Genomic DNA, 22,037 nt, shown 5'->3' on the forward strand with positions numbered 1-22,037 from the left:
GTCAAGGATCGACACTCACAGCAGTTCGAAGCCCTGCTGTTGCACCGCGTCGGAGTCCAGGCCCACCTGGACGTTGAACGCCCCGGGCTCGGCCACGCGCTGCAGCTGGCCATTATAGAACTTCAGGTCTTCTTCGCTAATGCTGAAGGTCACGGTCCGTGTTTCGCCGGGCTTGAGCATGAGCTTCTGGAAGTTCTTCAGCTCCTTGACCGGGCGGCTCATCGAGGCGGACACATCCTGCACGTACAACTGCACCACCGTCTCGCCGGCCACCTTGCCGGTATTGCGCACCACGATGCTGGCTTGCAACGTGTCCCCGCGCTTGAGCTTGTTGCCAGAAAGCGCGAGCCCCGACAGTTCGAACGTGCTGTAGCTCAGGCCGTAACCGAAGGGATACAGCGGCCCGTTGGGTTCTTCGAAGTACTGGGAGGTGTAGTTGCCGGGTTTGCCAGGTGTGAACGGACGGCCAATACGGGTGTGGTTGTAGTACATCGGAATCTGCCCGACCGAGCGTGGGAAGGTGATCGGTAGCTTGCCGGAGGGGTTGTAGTCGCCGAACAGCACATCGGCAATGGCGTTGCCACCTTCGGTACCGGCGAACCAGGTTTCGAGCAGGGCATCGGCCTGCTCGCGCTCCCAGCCGATGGACAGCGGCCGGCCATTCATCAGCACCAGCACCAGCGGCTTGCCGGTGGCCTTCAAGGCCTCGATCAGTGCACGCTGGTTGGCCGGTACCTGCAGCGTGGTGCGGCTGGAAGATTCATGGGACATGCCGCGCGATTCGCCGACCACCGCCACGACCACGTCCGCCTGCTGCGCGGCCTTGACCGCTTCGTCGATGAGCACCGCAGGTGGGCGAGGGTCGTCGACGATTTCCGGCGCATCGAAGTTGAGGAAGTTCAGGTAGTCGAGAATGGCCTTGTCACCGGTGACGTTGGAGCCCTTGGCGTAGACCAGCTTGCCCTTGCCCTCGATGGCGCGGCGCAGCCCTTCGCGCACCGTGACCGAGTGGGTGGGGCGCCCGTCTGCTGCCCAGCTGCCCATCATGTCGATCGGTGCGTCGGCAAGAGGACCGACCAGGGCGATGGTGGCATCTTTACTGAGCGGCAGCGTCTGCCTGCGGTTTTCCAGCAGCACCAGGCTGCGGCGCGCCACGTCGCGCGCGGCGTCGCGGTGCAGGCGGTCCTCGCCGTAGTAGTCCTTGAGGTCGTTCTGCGCCGCGCCGATGCGCACGTAGGGGTTCTTGAACAGGCCCATGTCGTATTTGGCGCCCAGCACTTCGCGCACGGCCTGATCCAGCTCTGCCTGGCTCACGTCGCCCGCCTTGAGCAACCCTGGTAGCTCCTCGCCGTACAAGGTGTCGTTCATGCTCATGTCGATGCCTGCCTTGATCGCCAGCTTGGCCGCCTCGCGACCGTCGCGCGCCACGCCATGGCGGATCAGCTCCTGGATGGCGCCATGATCGCTGATGGTCACGCCCTTGAAGCCCCACTCCTTGCGCAGCACGTCGTTCATCAGCCAGGTGTTGGAGGTGGCCGGCACGCCGTTGATCGAGTTCAGCGCAACCATCACACCACCGGCGCCGGCATCGATCGCGGCGCGGTAGGGCGGCAGGTAATCGTTGTACATCTTCGGCAGGCTCATATCGACCGTGTTGTAGTCACGCCCGCCTTCCACTGCGCCGTAAAGGGCGAAATGCTTGACGATGGCCATGATGCTGTCCGGGTTGGCCGGGCTGCTGCCCTGGAACGCGCGGACCATTACCTGGCCGATTTTCGCGGTAAGGTACGTGTCTTCGCCAAAGCCCTCACTGGTGCGACCCCAGCGCGGATCCCGGGCGATGTCGACCATCGGCGCAAAGGTCATGTCCAGTGCGTCGGCAGCCGCTTCGATGGCCGCTGTGCGGCCGACCTTGGCGACGGCGTCCATGTCCCAGGTGGCGGCCATGCCCAGGCCGATGGGGAATATGGTGCGCTCGCCATGTACCGTGTCATAAGCGAAGAACATCGGGATCTTCAGCCGGCTGCGCATGGCCGCGTCCTGCATCGGCCGGTTTTCTGGTGCCGTACGCGAATTGAAGGTGCCGCCGATGCGTCCGGCGGCGATCTCCTCGCGGATCTTCTCCCGGGGCATTTCAGGGCTGATGCTGATCAGGCGCAACTGCCCGATTTTTTCGGCCTCGGTCATCTGGCTGATCAGATGGTCGATGAATGCCTGTTTGTTCTCGAGCGGCGGCGCGGAAGTGGCGGCGACAGCCGCCTGGCTGACGAGGCCCATGGCCAGGCCCAGCAGAGACAGTTTCATCATGAATTCCGTAAGGGGGCCGATGCATGGTCAACGGTGACACACGCATGGGCGAGGTTTTCGGGCGGCTGTTGTTGTACGATTTGCACGCAGATCTTCCTGCGGCGGATTATGCCTGAATCGGCCGCGTGCTGACGAAGCCCCGTACACCGGGAAAACAACTATAAGAACGCTCACGAGAACACGGCATGACTCCGCTTGAACCCTACCAGCAGCGTCAGCTCGCTGAAGCCATGGCCGGTGTTGGCCGGCGCACGGATGTCGCGTTGCTGGCAGTGCTCGCCCGCCGCGCCGATGATTACGCCTATTTCCCACTATTCTGGTCCGCCGTGCTGGCGCTGGCGCTGCCAGGCGTGCTGCACGCGGTGCTGGGCTGGCCCAGCGTGCGCGGCCTGATCGTTGCCAATGTACTGCTGTTCGTAGGCCTCTGCGTGCTGTTGCGCAACCCGCGCCTGGAACGCTGGACCGTACCGCGGGCTTGGCGCCGCTGGCGAGCGTCGCGCCTTGCCACTCGTCAGTTTCTCGACCTCGGCGCTCAGGCCTTTACAGGCGCCGGATGCGTAATGATCTTCGTCAGCGAGGCCGAGCAGTACGCACAGCTGCTGATGGACAAGCAGGCCGCACTCTGCCTTGACGACGCGCTGCGCGTCACGCTCACTGACCGTCTGGCCAGCCAGGTTCGCCAGGGGCAAGCGCTGCAGGGCATGATCGAGTGCGTCGAGGCGTGCGGCCATCGCCTTGGCCAGCAGGCGCCACGCGCACTTGCGTGCAGGCATCTGCCCCAGCCGCTGGTAATCCTCGACTAACGCAACCCTGGCCGACTGTGCGGGGGTGTAGAATACGGCCCCCGCTATTGGAGGTACCGTTTGCCCATGTCTGCCCTTTCTACTTCACCGGATGCGCGCGTCCAGTTTCTCGACCTGCTTCGCACCGGCCTGCAGGGCAACACCGTGGTCAAGCTGGTACTGGCGCGGCCTGTCGGCACCGACCCGACCCTGCAACGCATCATCGCCAAGCCCTTGCTGGTCAAGGGGCAGGCGAACCTGTCCCTGGTCTACCGCCACCAGACCCGCGACATCACCCGCAACCTGCCGCTCGATGATGCTCTGCAGTGCATCGCCGAACTGTTGCCAGAAGGCTTTCGCAATGCCCACCTGTTCGATGCAGAGGGTGAGCTGCAACTGACCTTCAGCAAGAAGGGCAAGCCCATGCTGCAGCGCCATGGCGCCCAGGCGCCCCGGGAAACCGTTGGCAGCAACGGGCATGACCGCGAGAAAAAGCGCTACCTGGACATTGCCCGACCGTTTCTGCGTGACCTTGGCGTAACGGACGCCCAGGGCGCACTGATCCCGTCGATGTCGCGCAAGTGGAAGCAGATCAACAAGTTCATCGAGGTCTTCGACCACGCCCTGGCCAATGCCCCCTTGTCGAGCGAGCAACGCCTGCGGGTGGCCGACTTCGGCTCGGGCAAGGGTTATCTGACCTTCGCCATGCACGATTACCTGCGCAATACGCTGGGCCGCGATGCCCAGGTAACGGGCGTTGAGCTGCGCCAGGACATGGTCGAGCTGTGCAACGCCGCCGCCGCGCGGCTCGAACACCCAGGGCTGGAGTTTCAGTGCGGCGATGTGCGCAGCGTGGTGCCCGATGCCATCGAGGTAATGATCGCGCTGCACGCCTGCGACGTGGCGACCGACTACGCCATCCATACCGGTATCCGCTGCAACGCGGCAATCATCATGTGCTCACCGTGCTGCCACAAGCAGATCCGCCCGCAGCTGCACAGCCCGGGCCTGCTGCAACCGATGCTGCAATATGGCCTGCACCTGGGCCAGCAGGCCGAAATGCTCACCGACAGCCTGCGTGCACTGTACCTGGAGGCCTGCGGCTACGAGACCAAGGTGTTCGAGTTCATATCCCTGGAGCACACCAACAAGAACAAGATGATCCTGGCCGTCAAACGGCGCCAGCCAGCGGATCAGTCAGCCTTGCTGGAGAAGATAGAACAGCTCAAGGCGTTCTACGGGGTGAAGGCGCATTGTCTTGAAACGTTGCTGCGGGCGGATGGGTTGCTTTGAACCTGATGCGCCCCAGCCTTGGATATGCTCATCCTTGCTTCGCTGCTCATGAGCGCGTTTTTATGCTGCAGCCATGCTTGATCAACCAGCTTGGGCAATCAATCACACAGTCGTGCTTGCCAGCCCCAGCGGATGCGTCTGGGCGTCGAAGAAGTGCAGGGCCGTGTCCGGCATATCTTCGAAGCGGCTGGTGAAATGACGCTTCTGGTTGATGACCGATGCCTCTCCCAAAGGGCGTATGGCAATCGCCAGGTGGCTGGGCCGGGCTGAGCGGATGGCGTCGAGCAGGTGCCGGTCGTTGCTGTCCAGGTGCTGACCGAACAGGCACATGCCCCGGTGTTCACTGGCCAACTGGCCCAGGCTCCAGCTCAGGTAGTCCGAACTACGGATGGCACGCAGCTTTTCGTCGCTGCGCTCTTCGTTGACGAACAGCGGCACTTCACCTGGCACATTCACGGCGAACCCTTCGAGCATTTCAACGCTGCTGGCACTGCGTTGCCGGGTAGTGCCGTCAGGCAGCTTGAGCAGGTGCATGCCACCGTGCAGGTGCAGCACCCGCGTGCCTTGACCCGCCGTTCGGCGCACGTCGAAAAAACCCTGCTCGTCGAACAGTTCGGCAAAGCCCTTCGGATCGTGCTGCACGGCCCAGACCAGCAGCAGGTCATAGTTGCTGGTATAGACGTTGCGGTAGCCGCGCAGGGCCTGGTTGAGGGTGCTCAGGGCGGCTTCGGGCATTGCCGACCAAGGCATGTGCACGGTGCGCACGGCGTGGATCAGCGCCTCCTTGATGGAGTAATAGCGGTTCAGCGGCGCGGTCGAGTTGATGGCCAGCGCAGCGTTGGTACGCACCGTGGTGTTGAGGGCGGTCAGCACTGGTTCGAACAGCTCGGAGCTCAATGACTTGAACAAGGCCTGATCGCTGATGGCCAAGCCCTTCTTACGCCCGGCCCGTTGCGCCTCCTCGTACAGCGAGAAATACCCGAACGGCTTCCAGAAGGCCCGGCTTGCGCCGTTACCGACCATGAGGGTTTCACAGGGGTACTGGTCGGCAAGGCCTGACCAGGGGAGAAGAGTGGCATCTAGTGCGGGCATGCTGGAGTCCGTAAAGCGGGATCCGACAGACTTTACCACGTCAAGCCTAGGCCATGAGTGCGCCGCGCCAGCGCTGGCAGCGCGGTGCAGGCTGCATCGCTGATGCTTGACGGCAACTGCAGGGGATTGAAAGTGAACACGAGCGGACTTGAATCCCTCCAAGGTCTTGAGTGGCCACGGGGCAGCGCCTAGCCAGCACCGGCCACACCGACACGTAGATCGTCATGTCTTTACCTGAACAGGAGATCTGTCATGGACACCTATCATGTAAGCCCTGCCAATGACGGGTGGGAACTGAAGAAGGCAGGTGCTGCGCGCGCTTCAAAGCACAGCGCGACCAAGCAAGAACTGGTGGGGTCGCTGGCCACATTCTTCGAGGGCAAGACAGCCTCGGTGAAGATTCACAAGGCCGATGGCACCATCGAGCAAGAGCGCACCTACCCTCGCTCCGCTGACCCGCGGCGCACCAAGGGTTGATACTGGTCAGCGCCGCGCTGCTTGGCATCGACATACACCAGTGCCATGGGCGCGGCCTCTATAAGTGGTTGCTTGCCAGCTTTCTGATCGGCAAGCGCATTCGTGCCAGTGTCGCGATCCAGGCCTACCGGCTGCTGGTCGATACCCATGGCCTGGACACCCCAGGCAAGCTGGCGAGGTGCCCGCATCACACACTGGTGAAGCTTCTGGGTCAGGCCGGTTACGCACGCTACGACGAATCCACGGCCCGGCGGCTGCATTGCTTGGGCAGTGGGCTTGAAGCGGAAATGGATGACGTGTTGCTCAATGCGGCGGTGGACATGGCGCACGCCAATACATGGCTGCTGGGATTTGAAGGCGTGGGGCCCAAGACGCTCGAGATTTTTATGCGGGAAGCGGCGGTGGTACTGCAGCATCAACGTGTGCAGTGAGGATGGGCGGTAGAGGAAGCGTAAGCCATGTGAACGCTGGCTTGAAGATGGAGCGGGTAGAGGGAATCGAACCCTCAACTAAAGCTTGGGAAGCTTTCGTTTTGCCACTAAACTATACCCGCATCTGAGCTGCACTTTTTACCAGAACGTTCGGCAAATTAGAAGCCCGCGTTATAAAAAATGTCTTTTCCCTCCGCGCTCCTGCGCCTTTTCCCTACGTCACAAGGCTCACCTATACGGCAGCGATTTCCTCGAGCGTGAGTTCTCGGTATGCCCCCGGCGGCAGGTCCATGTCCAGCGCGATCGCGCCCATGCGCTCCCGGTGCAGCTTGACCACCTTGTTGTCATAGAACCCGAACATGCGTTTGACCTGGTGGTAGCGCCCTTCGACGATGGCGAGCCGGGCCAGGCGCGGCCCGAGGATCTGCAGGTCGGCCGGTTGGGTCGTCAGGTTTTCGAAAGCAAAGTGAAACCCCTCCTGAAACCGGGCCACATAGTGCTCGCCGATTTCGTCCTGGGTTTCGACCAGGTAATGCTTGGGCAGCTTGGTGGCCGGTTGGGTCAGGCGCCGGGACCACTGCCCGTCGTTGGTCAGGATCATCAGCCCGGTGGTATTGAAGTCCAGGCGCCCGGCGATATGCAGGCCCTGCGCGAGCGCGTCGGGCAGCAAGTCCATGACGGTTGGATGCTGGGGGTCGTGGGTGGCGCTGACGCAACCGGGCGGCTTGTGCAGCATTAGGTAGCGTGGCGGGAGGCCCGCCTGCAGCACCTCATCGTCCAGCTCAACCCGGCTGAACGCCCGTACTTCCGTTAGCGGGTCGCTGGCCACTTGGCCATCGAGCCGCACGCGACGTTGAGCCAGCATCAGGCGCGCTTGCTGGCGGTTGCAGGTCGGTAGGTTGGCAAGAAAACGATCAAGGCGCATGGTCGTCACCTGCGGGCGATGCCAATTGGGCCTCGACGCCTGCGCAGCTTGGGCACAGGCAGGCACGGTCGCGCAGTTCGGCAGGCAAGGCCTGCAATACCGCCGGGTCGATGCGCACGTTGTAGCACCAGCAAGCCTGGGTGGCCTGCGCAGGATCGGCCAGGGTGCACCGGTTGAGGGCACCGCAGGCGGGGCAACGTTGATCGTCGTTCATTTCAGGTTTCACTGCAGACACGGTTGCGGCCAGCCTGTTTGGCACGATAGAGGGCGCCGTCGGCGCGGGTCAGTAGGGTGTGCAAGGTATCGCCTGGCTGCAGGTGACTCACCCCGATGCTGGTGGTCAGGCGCAGCGGCTGGTCCTCGTAACTGAAGGTCAGTTGCTCGGCGCGCCGCCGGATCTTTTCGGCAGCCTCGTTCGCCTGGCGGGCATCGGCCTCACGCAGCAGCACGATGAACTCCTCGCCTCCCCAGCGGCAGAGTATATCGGACTGGCGAATGCTGCCTTGCAGGACATTGGCAAATTGGCGCAGCACTTCGTCGCCTGCCAGGTGACCATAAGTGTCGTTGAGGGCTTTGAAGTGGTCCAGGTCGATCAGCAACGCCACCAGCGGACTGTTGTCACGCTGGGCCTCGCGCAGCGCCTGGGCGGCCAGCAGGTCGAAGCTGCGCCGATTGGGCAGCCCGGTCAGGCTGTCGAGCGTGGCCAGGGCTTCGGTGCTGGCCTGGTGGCGGCGCACCATCGCATGCATCAGGGCTACCACCACAAGGGTGATCATGGCGCAGATCGCCAGGTTCAGGTACAGCGAATGACGGATCCGGTCCAGCGCCCCGGTCTCGCGTTTGTCCACCAGCAGGTACCAATCCAGTTCCGGCAAGTGGCGCACGTTCAGAAAATGGCTGTGGCCTTCAAGGTCGCGGTATTCATGACTGCCTTCGCCAGGCACCGGCTGGCGTGCCAGCACGCCGCCCAGGTCCGGGCTGTCGACCAGCGACTGGCCGACGCGCAGGCCCTGCGGGCCACCGCCTGAGCCTGTCATCAACACCTTGCCCTGGGCGTCGACGAAGACCACGGATCGCTGATAGCGGTGTTGGTACTGATCGATCATCCTGACCACGGTGGAAACGCTCAGCCCCACCCCTGCCGCGCCGATGAAGCGATCCTGGTAGTCGTGCACCTTGTAGTTGATGAACACGGTCAGGTTGTCCTGGTTGGCCATGTCCAGGTCTACATTGATCTCGTAAGGTGCCGCCTGGTCGCGCAGGCGAAAGTACCAGGCATCGCGCCAGGCCTGTGGCTGGACCTGCTTGAGCACGCCCTTGGCCTGGTAGTAGGTCAGCGTGTGTTCGGAGACGAAAAAGGACGTGAAGATGCCCTGCTTGCCCGTTACCTCGCCCAGGTAGCGGGTCATGCGCTGGGCATCCTGCTCACCGGCCAACACCCAGTCTCGAAGGAAAGTGTCCTGGGCCATCATCGAGGCGATCAGAACAGGGCGGATCAGGTCTTTCTGGATTTCCGAATAGACCGTGTCGGAGGTCAGCGGCAATTCGGTATTGATGATGCCGTCACGTATGGCGCTGCGCGAGGAGAAATAACTCAGCAGCGACGTGGCGAGGAAACCGCAGGCCAGCAGCATCAGCAGGGCGGCGATTAACGAACGCTGCGATGACGGAGCGGAGCGTGAAGGCATGATCTTCCCATGATGTGTGCCGGGCCGCACATTCTAGTGTTCCGGGCTTTAAATGACTGCAAGATTTTGTCCAGAAGCCGCAGCTGTATCAAATTATTACCAGTATGGCACTGCACGGGTTGACGCTTGTCTTATTCCATGTCGATCAACGTGTCGTGCATCGACGCTCGGCAGCGTTCGCTGCGCGGGCACCTCAGCGGTCCGGGAGGCCGCCTATGTCCTATCGAATTCTGCTTGTGGCCCTGCTCGGGCTGACGCTTGGCGCCTGTGCGCCGTACGCTGGTCGGTCGACCTACTACCGCTCCGACTATTACGTCACTGACCGATATGTCTCGCCTGGTTACGCGCCCGGCTACTACCGGTACGGTCGTTATCCGGTGGCGCCCCAGCCGCGCTACTACTACCAACCGGTGCCTCGTTACCATGCGCCGCCCGGCTACCGACCGTTGCCGCCGCCCGACGTGCGCCGCTGGCACGGCAACCCGCGCTACGATTACGGTCATCGCCAGCGCTGGGACTACAGGCGCGACCGCGATCGACACGACTACCGCAACGATGGCCCGCGCTTCCAGGATGGAGGTCGGCATCAAGGCGGCTGGGGTGACAGGCGTGGGCGAGGCCATTGATCAGGTGAGGAGCGCCCTGCGCCCGACGCGCCGCTAGTGCAGGTCCGCCAGCGGATGATGGCCTTCCCACGTCGCTTGAAAGTGTGCCTGCACCACGGCTGCGGGCACGTGGTCCACATCCGGCCAGTGCCAGCGCGGTTGGTGATCCTTGTCCAGCAGGCGGGCACGCACCCCTTCGCTGAACTCCGGATGACGACAGCAGTTCAGGCTCATCGCGTATTCCATCTGCAACGCCTGCGCCAGTGACAGGTGTCGGGCCCGCTGAATTTGCTCCCACACCAGATGAGCCGTCAGCGGACAGCCGCCCAGCATGCGCTCGGCGGCTGCCGACAGCAGCGGGTCGTCGTGCTGGCGCAGGCTCGCCACTGCCCGCCAGGCAGCGCCCGCGCAGGTGACATCCAGCAGCGCGTCGATAAGCACGCGCCGCGGCAACCACTGGGCCGCCGGCAGTGCCCGGCGGGCGCAATGCTCCTCAGCCCTGAGCAGGCTGTTGAGTTGCAACGCGGTCTGCTCCTGCCAGTTCATCTGCAGCAGTTCGTCGATCAACGCCGCTTGCCGGTCTTCACCCATGAAACGGTCAGCCAACCCCAAGTCCAGCGCATCGCGCGCATTGATAGGCGCACCGGTGAGCCCCAGGAACAACCCCAGCTTGCCCGGTAAGCGGGCCAGGAACCAGCTGGCCCCCACGTCAGGGTACAGACCAATGCTGATCTCAGGCATGGCCAGTGCGCTGCTGGGGGTCACGATGCGTACGTTGGCACCTTGGAGCAAACCCATGCCGCCGCCCAGCACATGGCCATGGCCCCAGCACAGCAGTGGCTTGGGGTAGGTGTGCAAGGCATGGTCCAGGCGATATTCGGCGGCGAAGAACGATGCAGCCAGCGGTGGCACGCTGCCAGGCTGCTCGCGGCACGCCTGGGCCAGCGCCCGCACGTCGCCCCCGGCGCAGAATGCCTTGGCGCCATTGCCGCGCAGCAGCACACAGGCGATGCCTGGGTCTTGCGCCCAGCTGTGCAACTGCTCGGCCAGCGTCTCTATCATCGGCAGGTCGAGGGCATTGAGCGCCCTTGGCGCATCAAGGGTAGCGATGCCCAGGCGAGCGCCATCGGCGCCTGTCAGTACTTGGCAATGAATGCTCATGGCTTACCTCATTCAAGTCACCGCTCAAGTATGGCCTGCCTGGTCGATCCCGCCGGGCACTGGTCGGATCGTTTGACAAGCGTCGGTGTCACCCCTAGTGTCGCCCCATTGTTTACGGAAGCCCCCATGACTGACGACGATCGCATCAAACTCGAACCCAGTTGGAAAGCCGCCTTGCGTGCCGAGTTCGAGCAGCCCTACATGCAGCAGTTGCGCGAGTTCCTGCGCGGTGAATATGCCGCCGGTAAACAGATCTACCCGCCTGGCCCGCTGATCTTCAATGCACTCAACTCCACCCCCCTGGATCAGGTCAAGGTGGTGATTCTCGGCCAGGACCCCTACCACGGCCCAGGGCAGGCCCATGGCCTGTGCTTCTCGGTGCAGCCTGGCGTGCCCACGCCGCCGTCGCTGGTGAACATCTACAAGGAGCTGCACCGCGACCTGAACATTCCCATCCCCAACCATGGCTACCTGCAAAGCTGGGCCGAGCAGGGCGTGTTGCTGCTCAACACCACCATGACCGTGGAGCGGGGCAACGCGGCCTCCCATGCCAAGAAAGGCTGGGAATTCTTCACCGACCGTATCATCGAGGTGGTCAGCGAGCAGTGTGAGCATGTGGTGTTTCTGCTGTGGGGGGCTCATGCGCAGAGCAAACAGAAGCTGATCGACGGCACCAAGCACTTGGTGCTCAAGTCGGTGCACCCCTCGCCGTTGTCGGCGTACCGTGGGTTTCTTGGCTGTGGGCATTTCAGCCGTGCCAACGGCTTTCTCGAGCAGCGCGGGCTGGCGCCCATCAACTGGGCGTTGCCACCGCTGTGAGCCAGACGGGGCCGTCAGGCCCCGACAGGTCATGCGGGCCGCTTGCTCATCCAGTAACGGAACAAGGGCTCGGCCAGGAACAGCACGAAGAGCAGGCGCATCACTTGCAAAGCAGTCACCAGCGGCACCGACAGTTGCAGCGTTTCGGCCGTCAGGCTCATTTCAGCGATGCCGCCGGGCATCATGCCCAGCGTCAGTGAGCGCAGATCCAAAGCTGTGAGCAGGCTCAAGCCCCAGGCGGCAGCGCCAGCCAGGGCCATGCTCAAGGCTGTGGCCACCAGCGTGCGCCCCAGAAATGCCGGCGCGCGGCGGAAGAATGCACGGTTGAAATGGCAGGCCAGACCGCTGCCGATCAGCCATTGGCCGATCTGACTGGCGCCATTGGGCAGGGCGATCTGCAAGTTGCCGGCAAGGCTGACGGTGGCTGCCACCAGCAGCGGCCCGAACAGCCATGGGTTGGGTTGCTGCAGCCGCTGCCAGAGCCAGCCAGCTGCCACGCCCAGCGGTGCGATGAGGGCCAGCCAGGCCCAGCTGACGCTGCCGGTGTGGTTGAGCGCTACGCCATCGCCCAACAGCAGCTTGAACAGCGCCGGCACGCACAGCACCACCGCCAGCACGCGCAGGCTTTGGGCTGCGGCTACCTGGCTCAATACCGCGCCATTGCGCGCACCCAGGTTGACCATTTCACCGGAACCGCCTGGCATGCTGGCAAAGAACGCAGTGGCGCGGTCCTCACCCGAGCGGCGCAGCAACCACACCCCAAGCACGCTCGAAACGGTAGTGAACAAAGCGCCGAAGAAGATCAAGGCGAAGTGACTGCCCACTTGCTCGATGACCTGGGGCGTGAAGTGCAAGCCGATGCCAAGGCCAATGATGCATTGCCCGCAGCGCCGGCCATTGGGTATTTCTGGCAGCTGCCAAGGGCTCAGGCAACGTACCGCGATGATCGCCAGCAACGAGCCGACCATCCACGGCAAAGGCCAGCCGACCTTGCTGGCGGCGAAACCGCCAGCAAGGCCGACCAGCCCAGTTGCCCAGTACAGCGGCAACCCACGATCAGGCATCGGCCATGGCCCGGCGCTGCAGGCTACGCTTGCGCCAGATGCGCACCATAGGCAGTGCGAGCATGAGCGCTACCAGTGCCCAGACACCCATGCTGATCGGGCTCGACCAGAGAATGCCTAACTCGCCGTTGGAAATTGACAATGCCCGGCGCAGGTTCTGCTCCATCAGGCCACCCAGGATGAAGCCCAGCAGAATCGGCGAAAGTGGGAAGTCCAGCTTGCGCAGGATGTAGCCCATGATGCCGATGCCGACCATCAGGAACAGGTCGAAAGTGGTGGCATGCACGGCATAGACACCGATCCCGGTGATGATGGCGATCACCGGCACCAGGGCCCAGTTCGGCACGGCCAGGATGCGGGTGAAGATGCGGATCATCGGGATGTTCAGGATCACCAGCATGATGTTGGCGATGAACAGCGACGCGATCAGGCCCCAGACGATGTCAGGTTGCTGTTCGAACAGCAGCGGGCCTGGGGTGATGTTGTAGAGCGTCAGCGCGCCGATCATCACCGCCGTGGTACCTGAACCGGGCACGCCCAGGGTCAGCATGGGCACCAGGGCGCCACAGCAGGAAGCGCCAATGGCGGTTTCCGGTGCCGCCAGGCCACGGGCGTCACCCTTGCCGAACTTGCCGCTGGCACCGGCCATGCGTTTTTCGGTCATGTAGGCCACTGCACTGGCCAGTGTGGCACCTGCGCCTGGCAACACGCCCATCACAAAGCCCAGCAGGCCGCAGCGAATGTTCACCGCGAACACCGACGCCGCTTCCTTGAAGTTAAACAGCATGCGCCCGGTGGCCTTGACCGCCTGGTGACCGTGGTGGGTCTTTTCCAGCAGCAACAGAATTTCGCTGATCGAGAACAGGCCCAGCACCAGCACGACGAACTGAATGCCGTCGGCCAGGTGCACGCTGTCACCGGTGAAGCGGTACACGCCACTGTTGGCGTCGATGCCCACCGCCGACAGGAACAGGCCGATCAAGGCGGCGATGAAAGTCTTGAGCGGCTTGTCGCCGGCCATGCCGCCCAGGGCGACGATGGCGAACACCATCAGCACGAAGTACTCGGCCGGGCCGAAGGCGATTGCCCACTTGGCCAGCAGCGGGGCGAACAGCACCATGCCGCAGGTGGCGATGAAGGCGCCGATGAACGAGCTCCAAGCCGACAGGGACAGGGCCACGCCCGCCAGGCCCTGGCGGGCCATCGGGTAGCCGTCCAGGGTGGTCATCACGGTCGATGCTTCGCCCGGAATGTTCAGCAGGATCGAGCTGATCCGCCCACCGTACTCGCAGCCCAGGTACACCGCAGCCAGCAGGATCAGTGCCGACTCCGGAGGCAAGCCCAGGGCGAAGGCGATGGGGATCAGCAGGGCCACGCCATTGATCGGGCCCAGGCCCGGCAGCAGGCCGACGACGGTACCAATCAGCGTGCCGGACAGGGCCGTGACCAGATTGTAAGGGGACAGGGCGACGCCGAAGCCCTGGCCCAGGTAGCTCAAGGTATCCATATGTCAGTTCTCCAGTACGCTCAGCAGGCCAAGGGGCAGGGGCACGTCCATGACGCGGTCGAACAGCCAGTAGAGGAACAGGCTCATGCCGACCACGACGATGGCGCTGTGCAGCCAGCGACCGCCATACAGGCGCGCCATGGGCACACCGGCCAGGATGGCGCTGAGGATGAAGCCAAGGGATTCGAAGGTGGCCGCGAAGATCAGCAGCAGGCCGATGCAGGCGGCGATCTTGGTCAAGGTCGCCTTGTCCAGCGCCGGCTCGTCGTCCTTGTGCACGATCGGCGTGGGGCGGATCGCCATGTACAGCAAGCCCAGGCTCATCAGGCCGAGCATCAGCAGCGGGTAGGCACGCGGGCCTACCGGCTCATAGGAAAACGCCGCCTGATAAGGCCAGGCCATCACGGCCAGGGCGGCGCAGACGGCCAGCAGGATCAGGGCGAAGATGCGTTGCAGGATCATGGAGGAATCCTCGGTAAGTAGCGATGGGAGCGGCACACCCGTGAACCTGGGCCAAGGCCCAGGCTAGGCACGGCAGCGTCTGCCTGCTCCCGCCAGGAAAGCCCAGCGGTCTGGATTACTGGACCAGGCCGAATTCCTTGGCCAGCATCTTGTAGTCAGCGACTTGCTTCTTGACGTAGCCATCGAGCTCTTCACCCGTCATGGCGAAGGGGAACAGTTCGCGCTGGTCACGCAACTTGGCGAAGTCTTCGGAGGCCAGCATCTTGTCGAACGATGCTTTCCACCAGGCGTAGTCTTCGTCGCTCACTTTCGGGCCGAGGTAGAAGCCGCGCACCACAGGCCAGACGATGTCGTAGCCCTGCTCCTTGGCAGTGGGGATGTCCTTCATGGCCGGGTCGTCCAGGCGCTTTTCCGAAAACACGGCCAGCAGGCGCATGTTGCCGCTCTCGATGTGCGGCATGGAGTCGGAAATGTCGGTGGAGCCTACCTGGATATGGCCACCGAGCAGTGCGGTGGCAATTTCGCCGCCGCCTTCGAGTGCCACGTAGCGCAGGTCGCGTGGGTTGATGCCGGCAGCCTTGGCGATCAGGGCGGTTTGCATCCAGTCTTGGCTGCCTACGGTGCCACCGGAGCCAATCACCACCTTGCTCGGGTCTTTCTTCAGGGCAGCGACCAGGTCGTCGAGGGTTTTGTAGGGCGAGTCGCTCTTGACCGCGATTGCGCCATAGCTGGTGCCGACGGCAGCCAGCCATTTCACTGCATTTTCGTCGAAGCGACCGAACTTGCCCTGGGCCAGGTTCAGCAGCGAACCGCTCGACCAGGCCACCAGGGTTCCCGCATCGGCAGGGCGCTGGGCCACCACGGCGTTGTAGGCCACGGCGCCGACACCGCCCGGCATGTAGGTCACGCGCATGGGCTTGCTCAGGATCTTCTCCTGCACCAGGGCGCTTTGCACCAGCTTGCAGGTCAGGTCGAAGCCACCGCCAGGCGAGGCCGGGGCGATGCACTCGGGGCGTTTGGGTTCGGCGGCCAGGGCATTGCCTGCCAGTAGTAGGCAACCGGTTGCCAGTACGATATGGCGCAGTGAAAAGGTCATGGTCTATCTCCGTAGGCGTTGTTGTTATCGGGTTACCACAGGGCGACGCTGTAGCTCACCAGCAGCCGCACTTCGTCGGCGTCACGGGCGAAATTGGAGCGGAAGGTCGCGTTTCGCAGGCGCACCGCCACGTTCTTGAGCGGGCCGTTCTGCACCACGTATTTCAGCTCGGTATCGCGTTCCCATTCCTTGCCCTCGCCACCGCTGGCACGGCTGACGTTGTCGCCGCTGATGTAGCGGGTCAGGAACGTCAGGCCAGGCACGCCGAGTGCGGCAAAGTTGTAGTCGTAGCGGGCCTGCCAGGAGCGCTCGTCGGCATTGGCGAAGTCGTTGATCTGGACGAAATTGACCAGGTATGGGTCGGCACCATCGACATAGGGGAACGCGCTGTCGCCGGTCAGCTGCTGCCAGCCGGCGCTGAACTTGTGCCCGCCCAAGGCATAACTGACCATGCCGTTGAAGGTGGTATTGTCGATGCTGCCGGCCCTGGCAGCGCCTGCGTCATCGCTCAGCGCCAGGCGCAGGTCGAAGGCCAGTGCGCCTGGGCCCACGGCTTGGGTGGCGAGCAGGCCGATGAAGTGCTGGCGGTAGATGTCGTCCAGTTGGGCGAAGTGGTAGCTGCCGGTCAGCCGGTCGTTGAACTGGTAGTCCAGCCCGGCCAGGGACAGGTTGTCTGCGCTGAACGAGCCACCGAAGCGGCCGTTCTTGTTGTTCAGTGCCAGGTCTTCCCAGTTGGTGTCGTCACGGTCCTTGGCCTTGTCCAGGCGCCCGCCGGTGAAGGTCAGGCCCTTGATTTCCTTGGAGGTGAGCAGCCCGCCTTCGAACGTCTGCGGCAGAATGCGGCCATCGTTGGGGCGAAGGGTGGGCAGAGAAGGGATCAGCGTGCCGATCTTGAGTTCGGTTTTGGAAATCTTGGCCTTGGCGGTCAGGCCGAGCTTTGAGTACTCGTCGGCAGCTTTGCCGTTGTCATGGGTCGGCAGCAGGCCGCTGCCGGTACGGTCTGGGCTTGAATCGAGCTTGATGCCCATCATGCCGAGCGCATCTACGCCGAAGCCTACGGTGCCTTCGGTATAACCGGATTCGAGGTTGAGCATGAACCCCTGGGCCCATTCGTCGCGCTTGGATTGTTGCGCACTGGTGCCATCGCGAAAGTCGCGATTGAAGTACATGTTGCGGGTTTCGAAGGTGGCCGTGCTGTCTTCGAAGAAGGCGGCCTGGCTGAGCGGGGCGACGCCGGCGAGCGCGAGGGCGCTGGCAATGGCGCTGGGGCGTGCGGCAAAGGAACGAGCAGGTGCGAATGCCTGCGGCTGCAATGACAGCATCGTTGTGGCTCCGTTTCTTGTTCTTATTCGATTGCACCTTGCTGGTGCTTTATTCGGCGCTCGGGGCGACCGTGGTGCGATGCTAGGTAACGAACCTTTCGCTAACCTTTCAGCGTGAAAGGTTTGTCGAGCCGGCTTCACAGGTCGCCGCGGCGGGGTACACTCCGCGCCATCGCCCCACCGAACAGGGACAATCCGATGCGTGTGTTGCTGGTAGAAGACCATCTGCAATTGGCTGACAGCGTGGCCCAGGCCCTGAAAGGTCTAGGCCTGACGGTGGATGTGCTGCATGACGGGGTAGCTGCCGACCTTGCGCTTGGCAGTGAGGACTACGCCGTGGCCGTGCTCGACGTGGGCTTGCCGCGTATGGATGGCTTCGAGGTGCTGGCACGCTTGCGCGGGCGTGGCAAGACCGTGCCGGTGCTGATGCTCACCGCCCGCAGCGACGTCAAGGATAGGGTCCATGGCTTGAACCTGGGGGCTGACGATTACTTGGCCAAGCCGTTCGAGTTGACCGAGCTTGAGGCACGGGTCAAGGCGCTGCTGCGCCGTAGTGTGCTGGGGGGCGAGCGCCAGCAGCGCTGCGGGCCGCTGGTGTATGACCTCGATACCCGGCGGTTCACCTTGGGTGAAGCGCCGTTGTCCTTGACCTCCCGCGAGCAGGGGGTGCTCGAAGCCTTGATTGCCCGGCCGGGCCGGGTGATGAGCAAGGAACAGTTGGCGGCCCAGGTGTTCGGCCTGGACGAGGACGCCAGCCCCGATGCCATCGAGATCTACGTCCATCGCCTGCGCAAGAAGCTCGATGGCCATCCGGTGGCCATCGTCACCTTCCGCGGCCTGGGGTACCTGCTCGAGCATCGCGATGCGTGAAAACATCAGTCTGCGTGGGCGCCTGCTGGGCAATCTGGCGTTGCTGTTGGTGGTCCTGATGCTGGCCAGTGGGCTCAGTGCCTACTGGAACGGCCGTGAGGCAGCGGACACCGCCTACGACCGAACCCTGCTGGCGTCCGCCCGCACCATCGCCGCAGGCCTGTCGCAACGCGACGGCTCGTTGAGCGCAGATGTGCCCTATGTGGCGCTCGATACCTTTGCCTACGACAGCGCTGGACGCATCTACTACCAAGTCCTGGACATCAACCAGCGGCTGATTTCAGGGTATGAAAAGCTGCCGCCTCCGCCGCCTGGCACCCCCCGCACCGATGACTATCCCGCCCTGGCGCGATTCTATGACGCGACGTATCTGGGACAGAACGTGCGAGTGGTCAGCCTGCTCAAAGCGGTGAGCGAGCCGAACATGAACGGCATGGCGGAAATCCGCGTGGCCGAAACGGATGAGGCGCGGGTAAGCATGGCTCGCGGCCTGATGGGCGATACGTTGCTGCGCCTGGGCATGTTGGCCTTGGGCGCTTTGGTGATGGTGTGGTTCGCTGTCAGTGCGGCGCTGCGACCGCTCGAGCGCCTGCGCACAGCGGTCGAAGAGCGCCAGCCGGACGATCTGCGCCCGTTGCCGGTGGTGCAGGTGCAGCCTGAGCTGCGGCCACTGGTAGGGGCGCTCAACCATTTCACCGAACGTCTGCGTGCACAGTTCGAGCGCCAGGCGCAGTTCATCGCCGATGCTGCCCACGAGCTGCGTACGCCCTTGGCGGCGCTCAAGGCGCGGGTGGAGCTGGGTTTGCGCGCCAGTGAACCGCAGCAGTGGCATCAAACGCTGGAAGCGGCGGCCCAGGGCACCGACAAATTGACGCACCTGGCCAACCAGTTGCTTTCACTGGCACGTGTGGAAAACGGCGCGCGCGCAATCGCCGAGGGGGGCGCCCAGCGCTTGGACCTCAGCCAGCTGGCGCGCGAGCTGGGCATGGCCATGGCGCCGTTGGCGCACAACCGCGGGGTTGCGCTGGCCCTCGAGGCGCAGGCGCCGGTATGGCTCAAGGGCGAGCCAACGTTGCTCAACGAGCTGTTGAGCAACTTGGTCGACAATGCCCTGGCCCACACCCCCAAGGGTGGCAACGTCATCCTGCGCGTGCTCGCGCCTGCGGTGCTCGAGGTGGAAGACGACGGCCCCGGCATTCCAGAGGCCGAGCGTGAGCGGGTGTTCGAGCGTTTTTATCGCCGTAGCGCCCAGGGCAGCGGGTTGGGCCTTGCGATCGTGGGAGAGATCTGCCGGGCTCACCTGGCGCAGATCAGCCTGCATGATGGTGACAACGGCGGGCTGCGCGTGCGGGTGAGTTTCATCGCTGACTGAGCGCAGGCGGCCGGAGTACCCGGCGTCCAGACAGGGTGAAGCCCTCAGCGCAACAAGCTTCGGGCTTCGAGCAGGTCCTCGGCGTGCAGCTCGCTGCCCATGGGCAAGCCCAGGTGTCGGTAGGCTGGCAAGGCTGCCAGCGGCCTTTCCCGACCACGTTGGCTGACACAGCGAGCGATCTGGACCACATCGATGTAGTCGATGCGGTCGGTCTGCCGATCCAGGTCCTGAACCAGGCCAGGCAGCTTGACCAGCTGTTCGGGGAACTCCCAGGCCTTGAGTATCTTGTCGCCCAGGACGGGCTGGATCAGTTCGATGACATGGTGCAGGCAGACCGGATCGGACAGCAGTTCGTTGTGCTCCTCGGCGTAGATCAGTACCGGCAGCGCGCCGATCTGGTTGACCAGGCCGCCCAGTGCCGCCTGATCAGGCTTGAGCCGCGTGTAGCGCCGGGCCAACTCGTAGCTCATCCCCGCGACTTCGAGGCTGTTGGCCCAGATTTCGCGCAGTTTCTGCTCCACGGCAGGCGAGCGCGCATGGAAGATCTGCTCGATGACCAGGCCGATGGCCAGGTTGCAGCTGTAGTTGATGCCCAGGCGGGTTATCGCCGTGTGCAGCTCGGTCACCTCGACCGTGGCTCGCAGCAGCGGGCTGTTGACCACCTTGATCAGGCGTGCCGACAAGGCGGCATCGCGGCCGATCACCCGGCTCAAGGCCGCCACGCTGATCTCGCTGTCTTCCGCAGCCTCGCGGATGCTCAAGGCAACCTCAGGCAAAGTCGGAAGTACCAGGTCATCCTTTTCAATGGCATCCAGCAATTGCGCCTGGACCATTTCGGCCAGCTTGTTCATGGACATGTCTACCGCGGTGGTGAAGCGGCCCCGCTGTCGTGGCAGGGCGGGGCTGGTCAGCGCTGGATTTCCCTGTCGCGGTCCAGTTCGTAGGGCAGGGGCAGCACCTGCAGGCGCGGGCCTTCGAGATGACCCAAGTGCAGGTTGCCATCTTCCACGGCATCGGCTGCGATCACGGCGAGCAGTTCACAGCCAGTGCCGGTACTGGCCGCCATCACCACGTCGCCCACCGAGGAGCCATGCACGGGGGAGAACAGCTGCTCCCCGGGTGCCGGCAGGGCCTGCTGATCGATGGCCAGGCGGTACATGCGACGCTTGAGCTTGCCCAGGTACTGCATGCGCGCAACGATTTCCTGGCCGGTGTAGCACCCTTTCTTGAAGCTGACACCATCGACGGCTTGCAGGTTGATCATTTGCGGAATGAACTGCTCGCGGGTAGGGCCAAACACCTGGCCGATGCCGGCGCGTACCTGCCCCAGCAGCCATGGGTTGAGGTCACCTTCGGGCAACGTGCCGGCCAGGGTCTTGCGCACCTCGCCTGCCAGCTCCGCCGGTGCCCAGAGCTCGGTGCGGCCTGTGCTGACCGTTACAGCGATCAGCCCTTCTCGCCGTGCAGTGCTGCCGGCTTCAGGTGCCAGTTCCAAACCCAGCGCCGCAAGCGCTGCCTGGCCGTCGTGCAGGCCGAAACGCACCCAGGCGGCGCTCTCGTCGGTCAGGGTGGCCTTGGAGAATACGGCGTACTTCTTCAGATCGGCCAGTTGCGGCTCCAGCAGTTCACTGGCCATGGCCAGGAGGTAACCGTTGCCTTCGGGCAGAATCCTGAAACTGGACTGCATGCGCCCCTTGACCATGCAACGTGCGCCAAAGCTGGCGTATTCGGGGCTGAGGTAGTTGATGTTGCAGGTCAGCTGGCCCTGCAGGAACTTGCCTGCATCGGAGCCGCGGACAGCGAGAATGCCTTCGTGGGACAGAGGGCAGAAGAAAGCGGTATCGGCCATGGGTCATCGCGGTGGCTTAAAGTCTGGGGCCATCATAGAACGCCGGTAACAAAATAGGTAGGTGACTTAGACCAACAGCTGGCTGTCGCTTCGCGCGGCTGACTGTATACTGGCGGGCCACTCGAGGAGGGCCCCATGGTCGAACAAACTGAACTCAACCGGCTTTTCTGGCACAGCCGCCGAGGCATGCTGGAACTGGACGTCCTGCTGGTGCCTTTCACCCAGGAGGTCTACCCCACCCTCAACGAAGCCGATCGTCAGTTGTATGTTCGGCTGCTGAGCTGTGAGGACCAGGACATGTTCGGCTGGTTCATGGAGCGTACCGAGTCCGAGGACCCGGAGTTGCAGCGCATGGTTCGCATCATCCTGGACCGTGTCCAACCCAAGTGAGTGGTTCGAATGCCGCTGGCAGGGCTCACGCCTGTTGCTGGCGGCCTACCTGATCTGCCAGGTACTCGCCTGGTTCGCCGTGCTTGTCAGCCCGTTACCGTCCTGGTTGGTGTTGCTGGTGATCGCCGCGTGCATTAGCCATGCGGCTTGGACTATTCCGCGTCGTATTCTGTTGACCCATGTTCAGGCTGTCACCGGGCTGCGCCGTGATGGGGCCGGCTGGTGGGTGTTTTCCCGCGCTCGGGGGTGGCAGCCGGTACGGCTGTGTCGTGACAGCATCGCGTTGCCGTCGCTCGTGGTGCTGAGATTCATCCCTGTTGGGGCGTGGTGGGGGCGCAGCCAGTGTGTGCCCAGGGATGCGCTTGGGACAGATGAGCATCGGCGTTTGCGGGTAAGGTTGAAGTTCAGCCGCAGGCGCTGGGTGGCGCCCATACAGCCCTAACGACCGAGCCAAGCGCCGCGTCTCCTCGCTCTCGCTCTCGCTCTCGCTCTCGCTCTCGCTCTTGCTTTTAAGCGCGCGGTAGC

General features: G+C 63.5%; 23 protein-coding genes and 1 tRNA gene. 10 read left to right on the forward strand and 14 right to left on the reverse strand.

Translation table 11 applies throughout. The features are described 5' to 3' along the window. Positions 1 to 15: 15 nt before the first annotated feature. Positions 16 to 2,307 carry a beta-glucosidase BglX gene (bglX, locus tag ACF8E5_RS20265; RefSeq protein ID WP_196185199.1) on the reverse strand — a complete coding sequence of 764 codons (2,292 nt, stop codon included), beginning with the start codon at positions 2,305 to 2,307 and terminating at the stop codon, positions 16 to 18. 185 nt (positions 2,308 to 2,492) lie between these two features. On the opposite strand from bglX, the gene ACF8E5_RS20270 reads away from it, so the two are divergent. Beyond that, positions 2,493 to 3,110 carry a hypothetical protein gene (locus tag ACF8E5_RS20270; protein ID WP_392475716.1) on the forward strand — a complete coding sequence of 206 codons (618 nt, stop codon included), beginning with the start codon at positions 2,493 to 2,495 and terminating at the stop codon, positions 3,108 to 3,110. Between the two features lie 66 nt (positions 3,111 to 3,176). Then, complete coding sequence (locus ACF8E5_RS20275) at positions 3,177 to 4,382, forward strand: SAM-dependent methyltransferase (protein WP_196185200.1); 1,206 nt, start codon at positions 3,177 to 3,179, stop codon at positions 4,380 to 4,382. Between the two features lie 102 nt (positions 4,383 to 4,484). On the opposite strand, the gene ACF8E5_RS20280 is transcribed toward ACF8E5_RS20275, so the two are convergent. After that, the gene (locus tag ACF8E5_RS20280; protein ID WP_392475717.1) at positions 4,485 to 5,474 is read right to left on the reverse strand and encodes a DUF4917 family protein; all 990 of its coding nucleotides are present in this window, start codon (positions 5,472 to 5,474) and stop codon (positions 4,485 to 4,487) included. 252 nt (positions 5,475 to 5,726) lie between these two features. Here ACF8E5_RS20280 and ACF8E5_RS20285 point away from each other — a divergent pair, with 252 nt between their 5' ends. Both ACF8E5_RS20285 and ACF8E5_RS20290 read left to right on the forward strand, forming a co-directional pair. Next, complete coding sequence (locus tag ACF8E5_RS20285; protein ID WP_078478074.1) at positions 5,727 to 5,951, forward strand: DUF2188 domain-containing protein; 225 nt, start codon at positions 5,727 to 5,729, stop codon at positions 5,949 to 5,951. Next, on the forward strand, positions 5,948 to 6,382 hold the full coding sequence (locus tag ACF8E5_RS20290) for a DNA methylase (RefSeq protein ID WP_326383654.1): 435 nt from the start codon (positions 5,948 to 5,950) through the stop codon (positions 6,380 to 6,382). Before ACF8E5_RS20285 ends, ACF8E5_RS20290 begins: the two co-directional genes overlap by 4 nt. 48 nt (positions 6,383 to 6,430) lie before the next feature. Here the strand turns inward: ACF8E5_RS20290 and ACF8E5_RS20295 are convergent. The 4 genes from ACF8E5_RS20295 to ACF8E5_RS20310 form a co-directional block, all read right to left on the reverse strand. Next, positions 6,431 to 6,504, reverse strand: a tRNA-Gly gene (locus ACF8E5_RS20295). A gap of 110 nt (positions 6,505 to 6,614) precedes the next feature. Then, a complete protein-coding gene (locus ACF8E5_RS20300) occupies positions 6,615 to 7,307 on the reverse strand; it encodes a pseudouridine synthase (protein WP_182139194.1) in 693 nt (230 codons plus the stop codon). Further along, positions 7,297 to 7,521 (reverse strand): cysteine-rich CWC family protein, encoded by a 225-nt coding sequence (locus ACF8E5_RS20305; RefSeq protein ID WP_058603200.1) that lies wholly within the window; start codon positions 7,519 to 7,521, stop codon positions 7,297 to 7,299. The genes ACF8E5_RS20300 and ACF8E5_RS20305 overlap by 11 nt, the downstream gene beginning before the upstream one ends. Before the next feature lies 1 nt (position 7,522). Next, positions 7,523 to 8,995, reverse strand: a complete 1,473-nt coding sequence (locus ACF8E5_RS20310) for a diguanylate cyclase domain-containing protein (protein WP_196127505.1) — start codon at positions 8,993 to 8,995, stop codon at positions 7,523 to 7,525. Between the two features lie 215 nt (positions 8,996 to 9,210). Here ACF8E5_RS20310 and ACF8E5_RS20315 point away from each other — a divergent pair, with 215 nt between their 5' ends. After that, positions 9,211 to 9,621, forward strand: coding sequence for a hypothetical protein (locus tag ACF8E5_RS20315; protein WP_078478075.1), 411 nt, complete (start codon positions 9,211 to 9,213; stop codon positions 9,619 to 9,621). A 33-nt stretch (positions 9,622 to 9,654) separates the two neighbouring features. On the opposite strand, the gene ACF8E5_RS20320 is transcribed toward ACF8E5_RS20315, so the two are convergent. After that, positions 9,655 to 10,761, reverse strand: coding sequence for an enoyl-CoA hydratase/isomerase family protein (locus ACF8E5_RS20320; RefSeq protein ID WP_078478076.1), 1,107 nt, complete (start codon positions 10,759 to 10,761; stop codon positions 9,655 to 9,657). 126 nt (positions 10,762 to 10,887) lie between these two features. Here ACF8E5_RS20320 and ung point away from each other — a divergent pair, with 126 nt between their 5' ends. Next, positions 10,888 to 11,580 (forward strand): uracil-DNA glycosylase, encoded by a 693-nt coding sequence (ung, locus tag ACF8E5_RS20325; RefSeq protein ID WP_023534412.1) that lies wholly within the window; start codon positions 10,888 to 10,890, stop codon positions 11,578 to 11,580. Positions 11,581 to 11,609: 29 nt separating this feature from the next. Here ung and ACF8E5_RS20330 read toward each other — a convergent pair whose 3' ends face one another. The 5 genes from ACF8E5_RS20330 to ACF8E5_RS20350 form a co-directional block, all read right to left on the reverse strand. After that, positions 11,610 to 12,644, reverse strand: a complete 1,035-nt coding sequence (locus ACF8E5_RS20330) for an AbrB family transcriptional regulator (RefSeq protein ID WP_392475718.1) — start codon at positions 12,642 to 12,644, stop codon at positions 11,610 to 11,612. Then, entirely contained in the window at positions 12,637 to 14,151 is a 1,515-nt protein-coding gene (locus ACF8E5_RS20335; protein ID WP_023534356.1) for a tripartite tricarboxylate transporter permease, read from the reverse strand. Before ACF8E5_RS20335 ends, ACF8E5_RS20330 begins: the two co-directional genes overlap by 8 nt. A 3-nt stretch (positions 14,152 to 14,154) precedes the next feature. Continuing rightward, a complete protein-coding gene (locus ACF8E5_RS20340; protein WP_058603193.1) occupies positions 14,155 to 14,613 on the reverse strand; it encodes a tripartite tricarboxylate transporter TctB family protein in 459 nt (152 codons plus the stop codon). Positions 14,614 to 14,728: 115 nt separating this feature from the next. Beyond that, positions 14,729 to 15,709 carry a tripartite tricarboxylate transporter substrate binding protein gene (locus tag ACF8E5_RS20345; RefSeq protein WP_058603192.1) on the reverse strand — a complete coding sequence of 327 codons (981 nt, stop codon included), beginning with the start codon at positions 15,707 to 15,709 and terminating at the stop codon, positions 14,729 to 14,731. A 32-nt stretch (positions 15,710 to 15,741) separates the two neighbouring features. Next, entirely contained in the window at positions 15,742 to 17,031 is a 1,290-nt protein-coding gene (locus ACF8E5_RS20350; protein ID WP_058603191.1) for an OprD family porin, read from the reverse strand. Between the two features lie 198 nt (positions 17,032 to 17,229). Here ACF8E5_RS20350 and ACF8E5_RS20355 point away from each other — a divergent pair, with 198 nt between their 5' ends. Next, entirely contained in the window at positions 17,230 to 17,901 is a 672-nt protein-coding gene (locus tag ACF8E5_RS20355) for a response regulator (protein ID WP_078478079.1), read from the forward strand. Next, a complete protein-coding gene (locus tag ACF8E5_RS20360) occupies positions 17,894 to 19,273 on the forward strand; it encodes a sensor histidine kinase (protein WP_058639953.1) in 1,380 nt (459 codons plus the stop codon). The genes ACF8E5_RS20355 and ACF8E5_RS20360 overlap by 8 nt, the downstream gene beginning before the upstream one ends. A 44-nt stretch (positions 19,274 to 19,317) precedes the next feature. Here the strand turns inward: ACF8E5_RS20360 and ACF8E5_RS20365 are convergent, their stop codons facing one another. Both ACF8E5_RS20365 and ACF8E5_RS20370 read right to left on the reverse strand, forming a co-directional pair. Continuing rightward, a complete protein-coding gene (locus ACF8E5_RS20365; RefSeq protein WP_058603188.1) occupies positions 19,318 to 20,124 on the reverse strand; it encodes an HDOD domain-containing protein in 807 nt (268 codons plus the stop codon). A gap of 56 nt (positions 20,125 to 20,180) precedes the next feature. Beyond that, the gene (locus ACF8E5_RS20370; protein WP_196185206.1) at positions 20,181 to 21,122 is read right to left on the reverse strand and encodes a folate-binding protein YgfZ; all 942 of its coding nucleotides are present in this window, start codon (positions 21,120 to 21,122) and stop codon (positions 20,181 to 20,183) included. A 135-nt stretch (positions 21,123 to 21,257) separates the two neighbouring features. Here ACF8E5_RS20370 and ACF8E5_RS20375 point away from each other — a divergent pair, with 135 nt between their 5' ends. Both ACF8E5_RS20375 and ACF8E5_RS20380 read left to right on the forward strand, forming a co-directional pair. Further along, positions 21,258 to 21,512: a succinate dehydrogenase assembly factor 2 gene (locus tag ACF8E5_RS20375; protein WP_058603186.1), complete on the forward strand. Its 255-nt coding sequence runs from the start codon at positions 21,258 to 21,260 to the stop codon at positions 21,510 to 21,512. Then, complete coding sequence (locus ACF8E5_RS20380) at positions 21,496 to 21,954, forward strand: protein YgfX (protein WP_325942499.1); 459 nt, start codon at positions 21,496 to 21,498, stop codon at positions 21,952 to 21,954. The genes ACF8E5_RS20375 and ACF8E5_RS20380 overlap by 17 nt, the downstream gene beginning before the upstream one ends. The last annotated feature ends 83 nt before the right edge of the window (positions 21,955 to 22,037 follow it).

Source organism: Pseudomonas sp. WSY_20, from assembly GCF_043104335.1.
Lineage (GTDB): Bacteria > Pseudomonadota > Gammaproteobacteria > Pseudomonadales > Pseudomonadaceae > Aquipseudomonas > Aquipseudomonas parafulva_B.

Coding starts and splice junctions, on each gene's coding strand:
- bglX (WP_196185199.1), bottom strand. CDS start 2,307: ATGATGAAACTGTCTCTGCTGGGCCTGGCCATGGGCCTCGTCAGCCAG.
- ACF8E5_RS20270 (WP_392475716.1), top strand. CDS start 2,493: ATGACTCCGCTTGAACCCTACCAGCAGCGTCAGCTCGCTGAAGCCATG.
- ACF8E5_RS20275 (WP_196185200.1), top strand. CDS start 3,177: ATGTCTGCCCTTTCTACTTCACCGGATGCGCGCGTCCAGTTTCTCGAC.
- ACF8E5_RS20280 (WP_392475717.1), bottom strand. CDS start 5,474: ATGCCCGCACTAGATGCCACTCTTCTCCCCTGGTCAGGCCTTGCCGAC.
- ACF8E5_RS20285 (WP_078478074.1), top strand. CDS start 5,727: ATGGACACCTATCATGTAAGCCCTGCCAATGACGGGTGGGAACTGAAG.
- ACF8E5_RS20300 (WP_182139194.1), bottom strand. CDS start 7,307: ATGCGCCTTGATCGTTTTCTTGCCAACCTACCGACCTGCAACCGCCAG.
- ACF8E5_RS20305 (WP_058603200.1), bottom strand. CDS start 7,521: ATGAACGACGATCAACGTTGCCCCGCCTGCGGTGCCCTCAACCGGTGC.
- ACF8E5_RS20310 (WP_196127505.1), bottom strand. CDS start 8,995: ATGCCTTCACGCTCCGCTCCGTCATCGCAGCGTTCGTTAATCGCCGCC.
- ACF8E5_RS20315 (WP_078478075.1), top strand. CDS start 9,211: ATGTCCTATCGAATTCTGCTTGTGGCCCTGCTCGGGCTGACGCTTGGC.
- ACF8E5_RS20320 (WP_078478076.1), bottom strand. CDS start 10,761: ATGAGCATTCATTGCCAAGTACTGACAGGCGCCGATGGCGCTCGCCTG.
- ung (WP_023534412.1), top strand. CDS start 10,888: ATGACTGACGACGATCGCATCAAACTCGAACCCAGTTGGAAAGCCGCC.
- ACF8E5_RS20330 (WP_392475718.1), bottom strand. CDS start 12,644: ATGCCTGATCGTGGGTTGCCGCTGTACTGGGCAACTGGGCTGGTCGGC.
- ACF8E5_RS20335 (WP_023534356.1), bottom strand. CDS start 14,151: ATGGATACCTTGAGCTACCTGGGCCAGGGCTTCGGCGTCGCCCTGTCC.
- ACF8E5_RS20340 (WP_058603193.1), bottom strand. CDS start 14,613: ATGATCCTGCAACGCATCTTCGCCCTGATCCTGCTGGCCGTCTGCGCC.
- ACF8E5_RS20345 (WP_058603192.1), bottom strand. CDS start 15,709: ATGACCTTTTCACTGCGCCATATCGTACTGGCAACCGGTTGCCTACTA.
- ACF8E5_RS20350 (WP_058603191.1), bottom strand. CDS start 17,031: ATGCTGTCATTGCAGCCGCAGGCATTCGCACCTGCTCGTTCCTTTGCC.
- ACF8E5_RS20355 (WP_078478079.1), top strand. CDS start 17,230: ATGCGTGTGTTGCTGGTAGAAGACCATCTGCAATTGGCTGACAGCGTG.
- ACF8E5_RS20360 (WP_058639953.1), top strand. CDS start 17,894: ATGCGTGAAAACATCAGTCTGCGTGGGCGCCTGCTGGGCAATCTGGCG.
- ACF8E5_RS20365 (WP_058603188.1), bottom strand. CDS start 20,124: ATGAACAAGCTGGCCGAAATGGTCCAGGCGCAATTGCTGGATGCCATT.
- ACF8E5_RS20370 (WP_196185206.1), bottom strand. CDS start 21,122: ATGGCCGATACCGCTTTCTTCTGCCCTCTGTCCCACGAAGGCATTCTC.
- ACF8E5_RS20375 (WP_058603186.1), top strand. CDS start 21,258: ATGGTCGAACAAACTGAACTCAACCGGCTTTTCTGGCACAGCCGCCGA.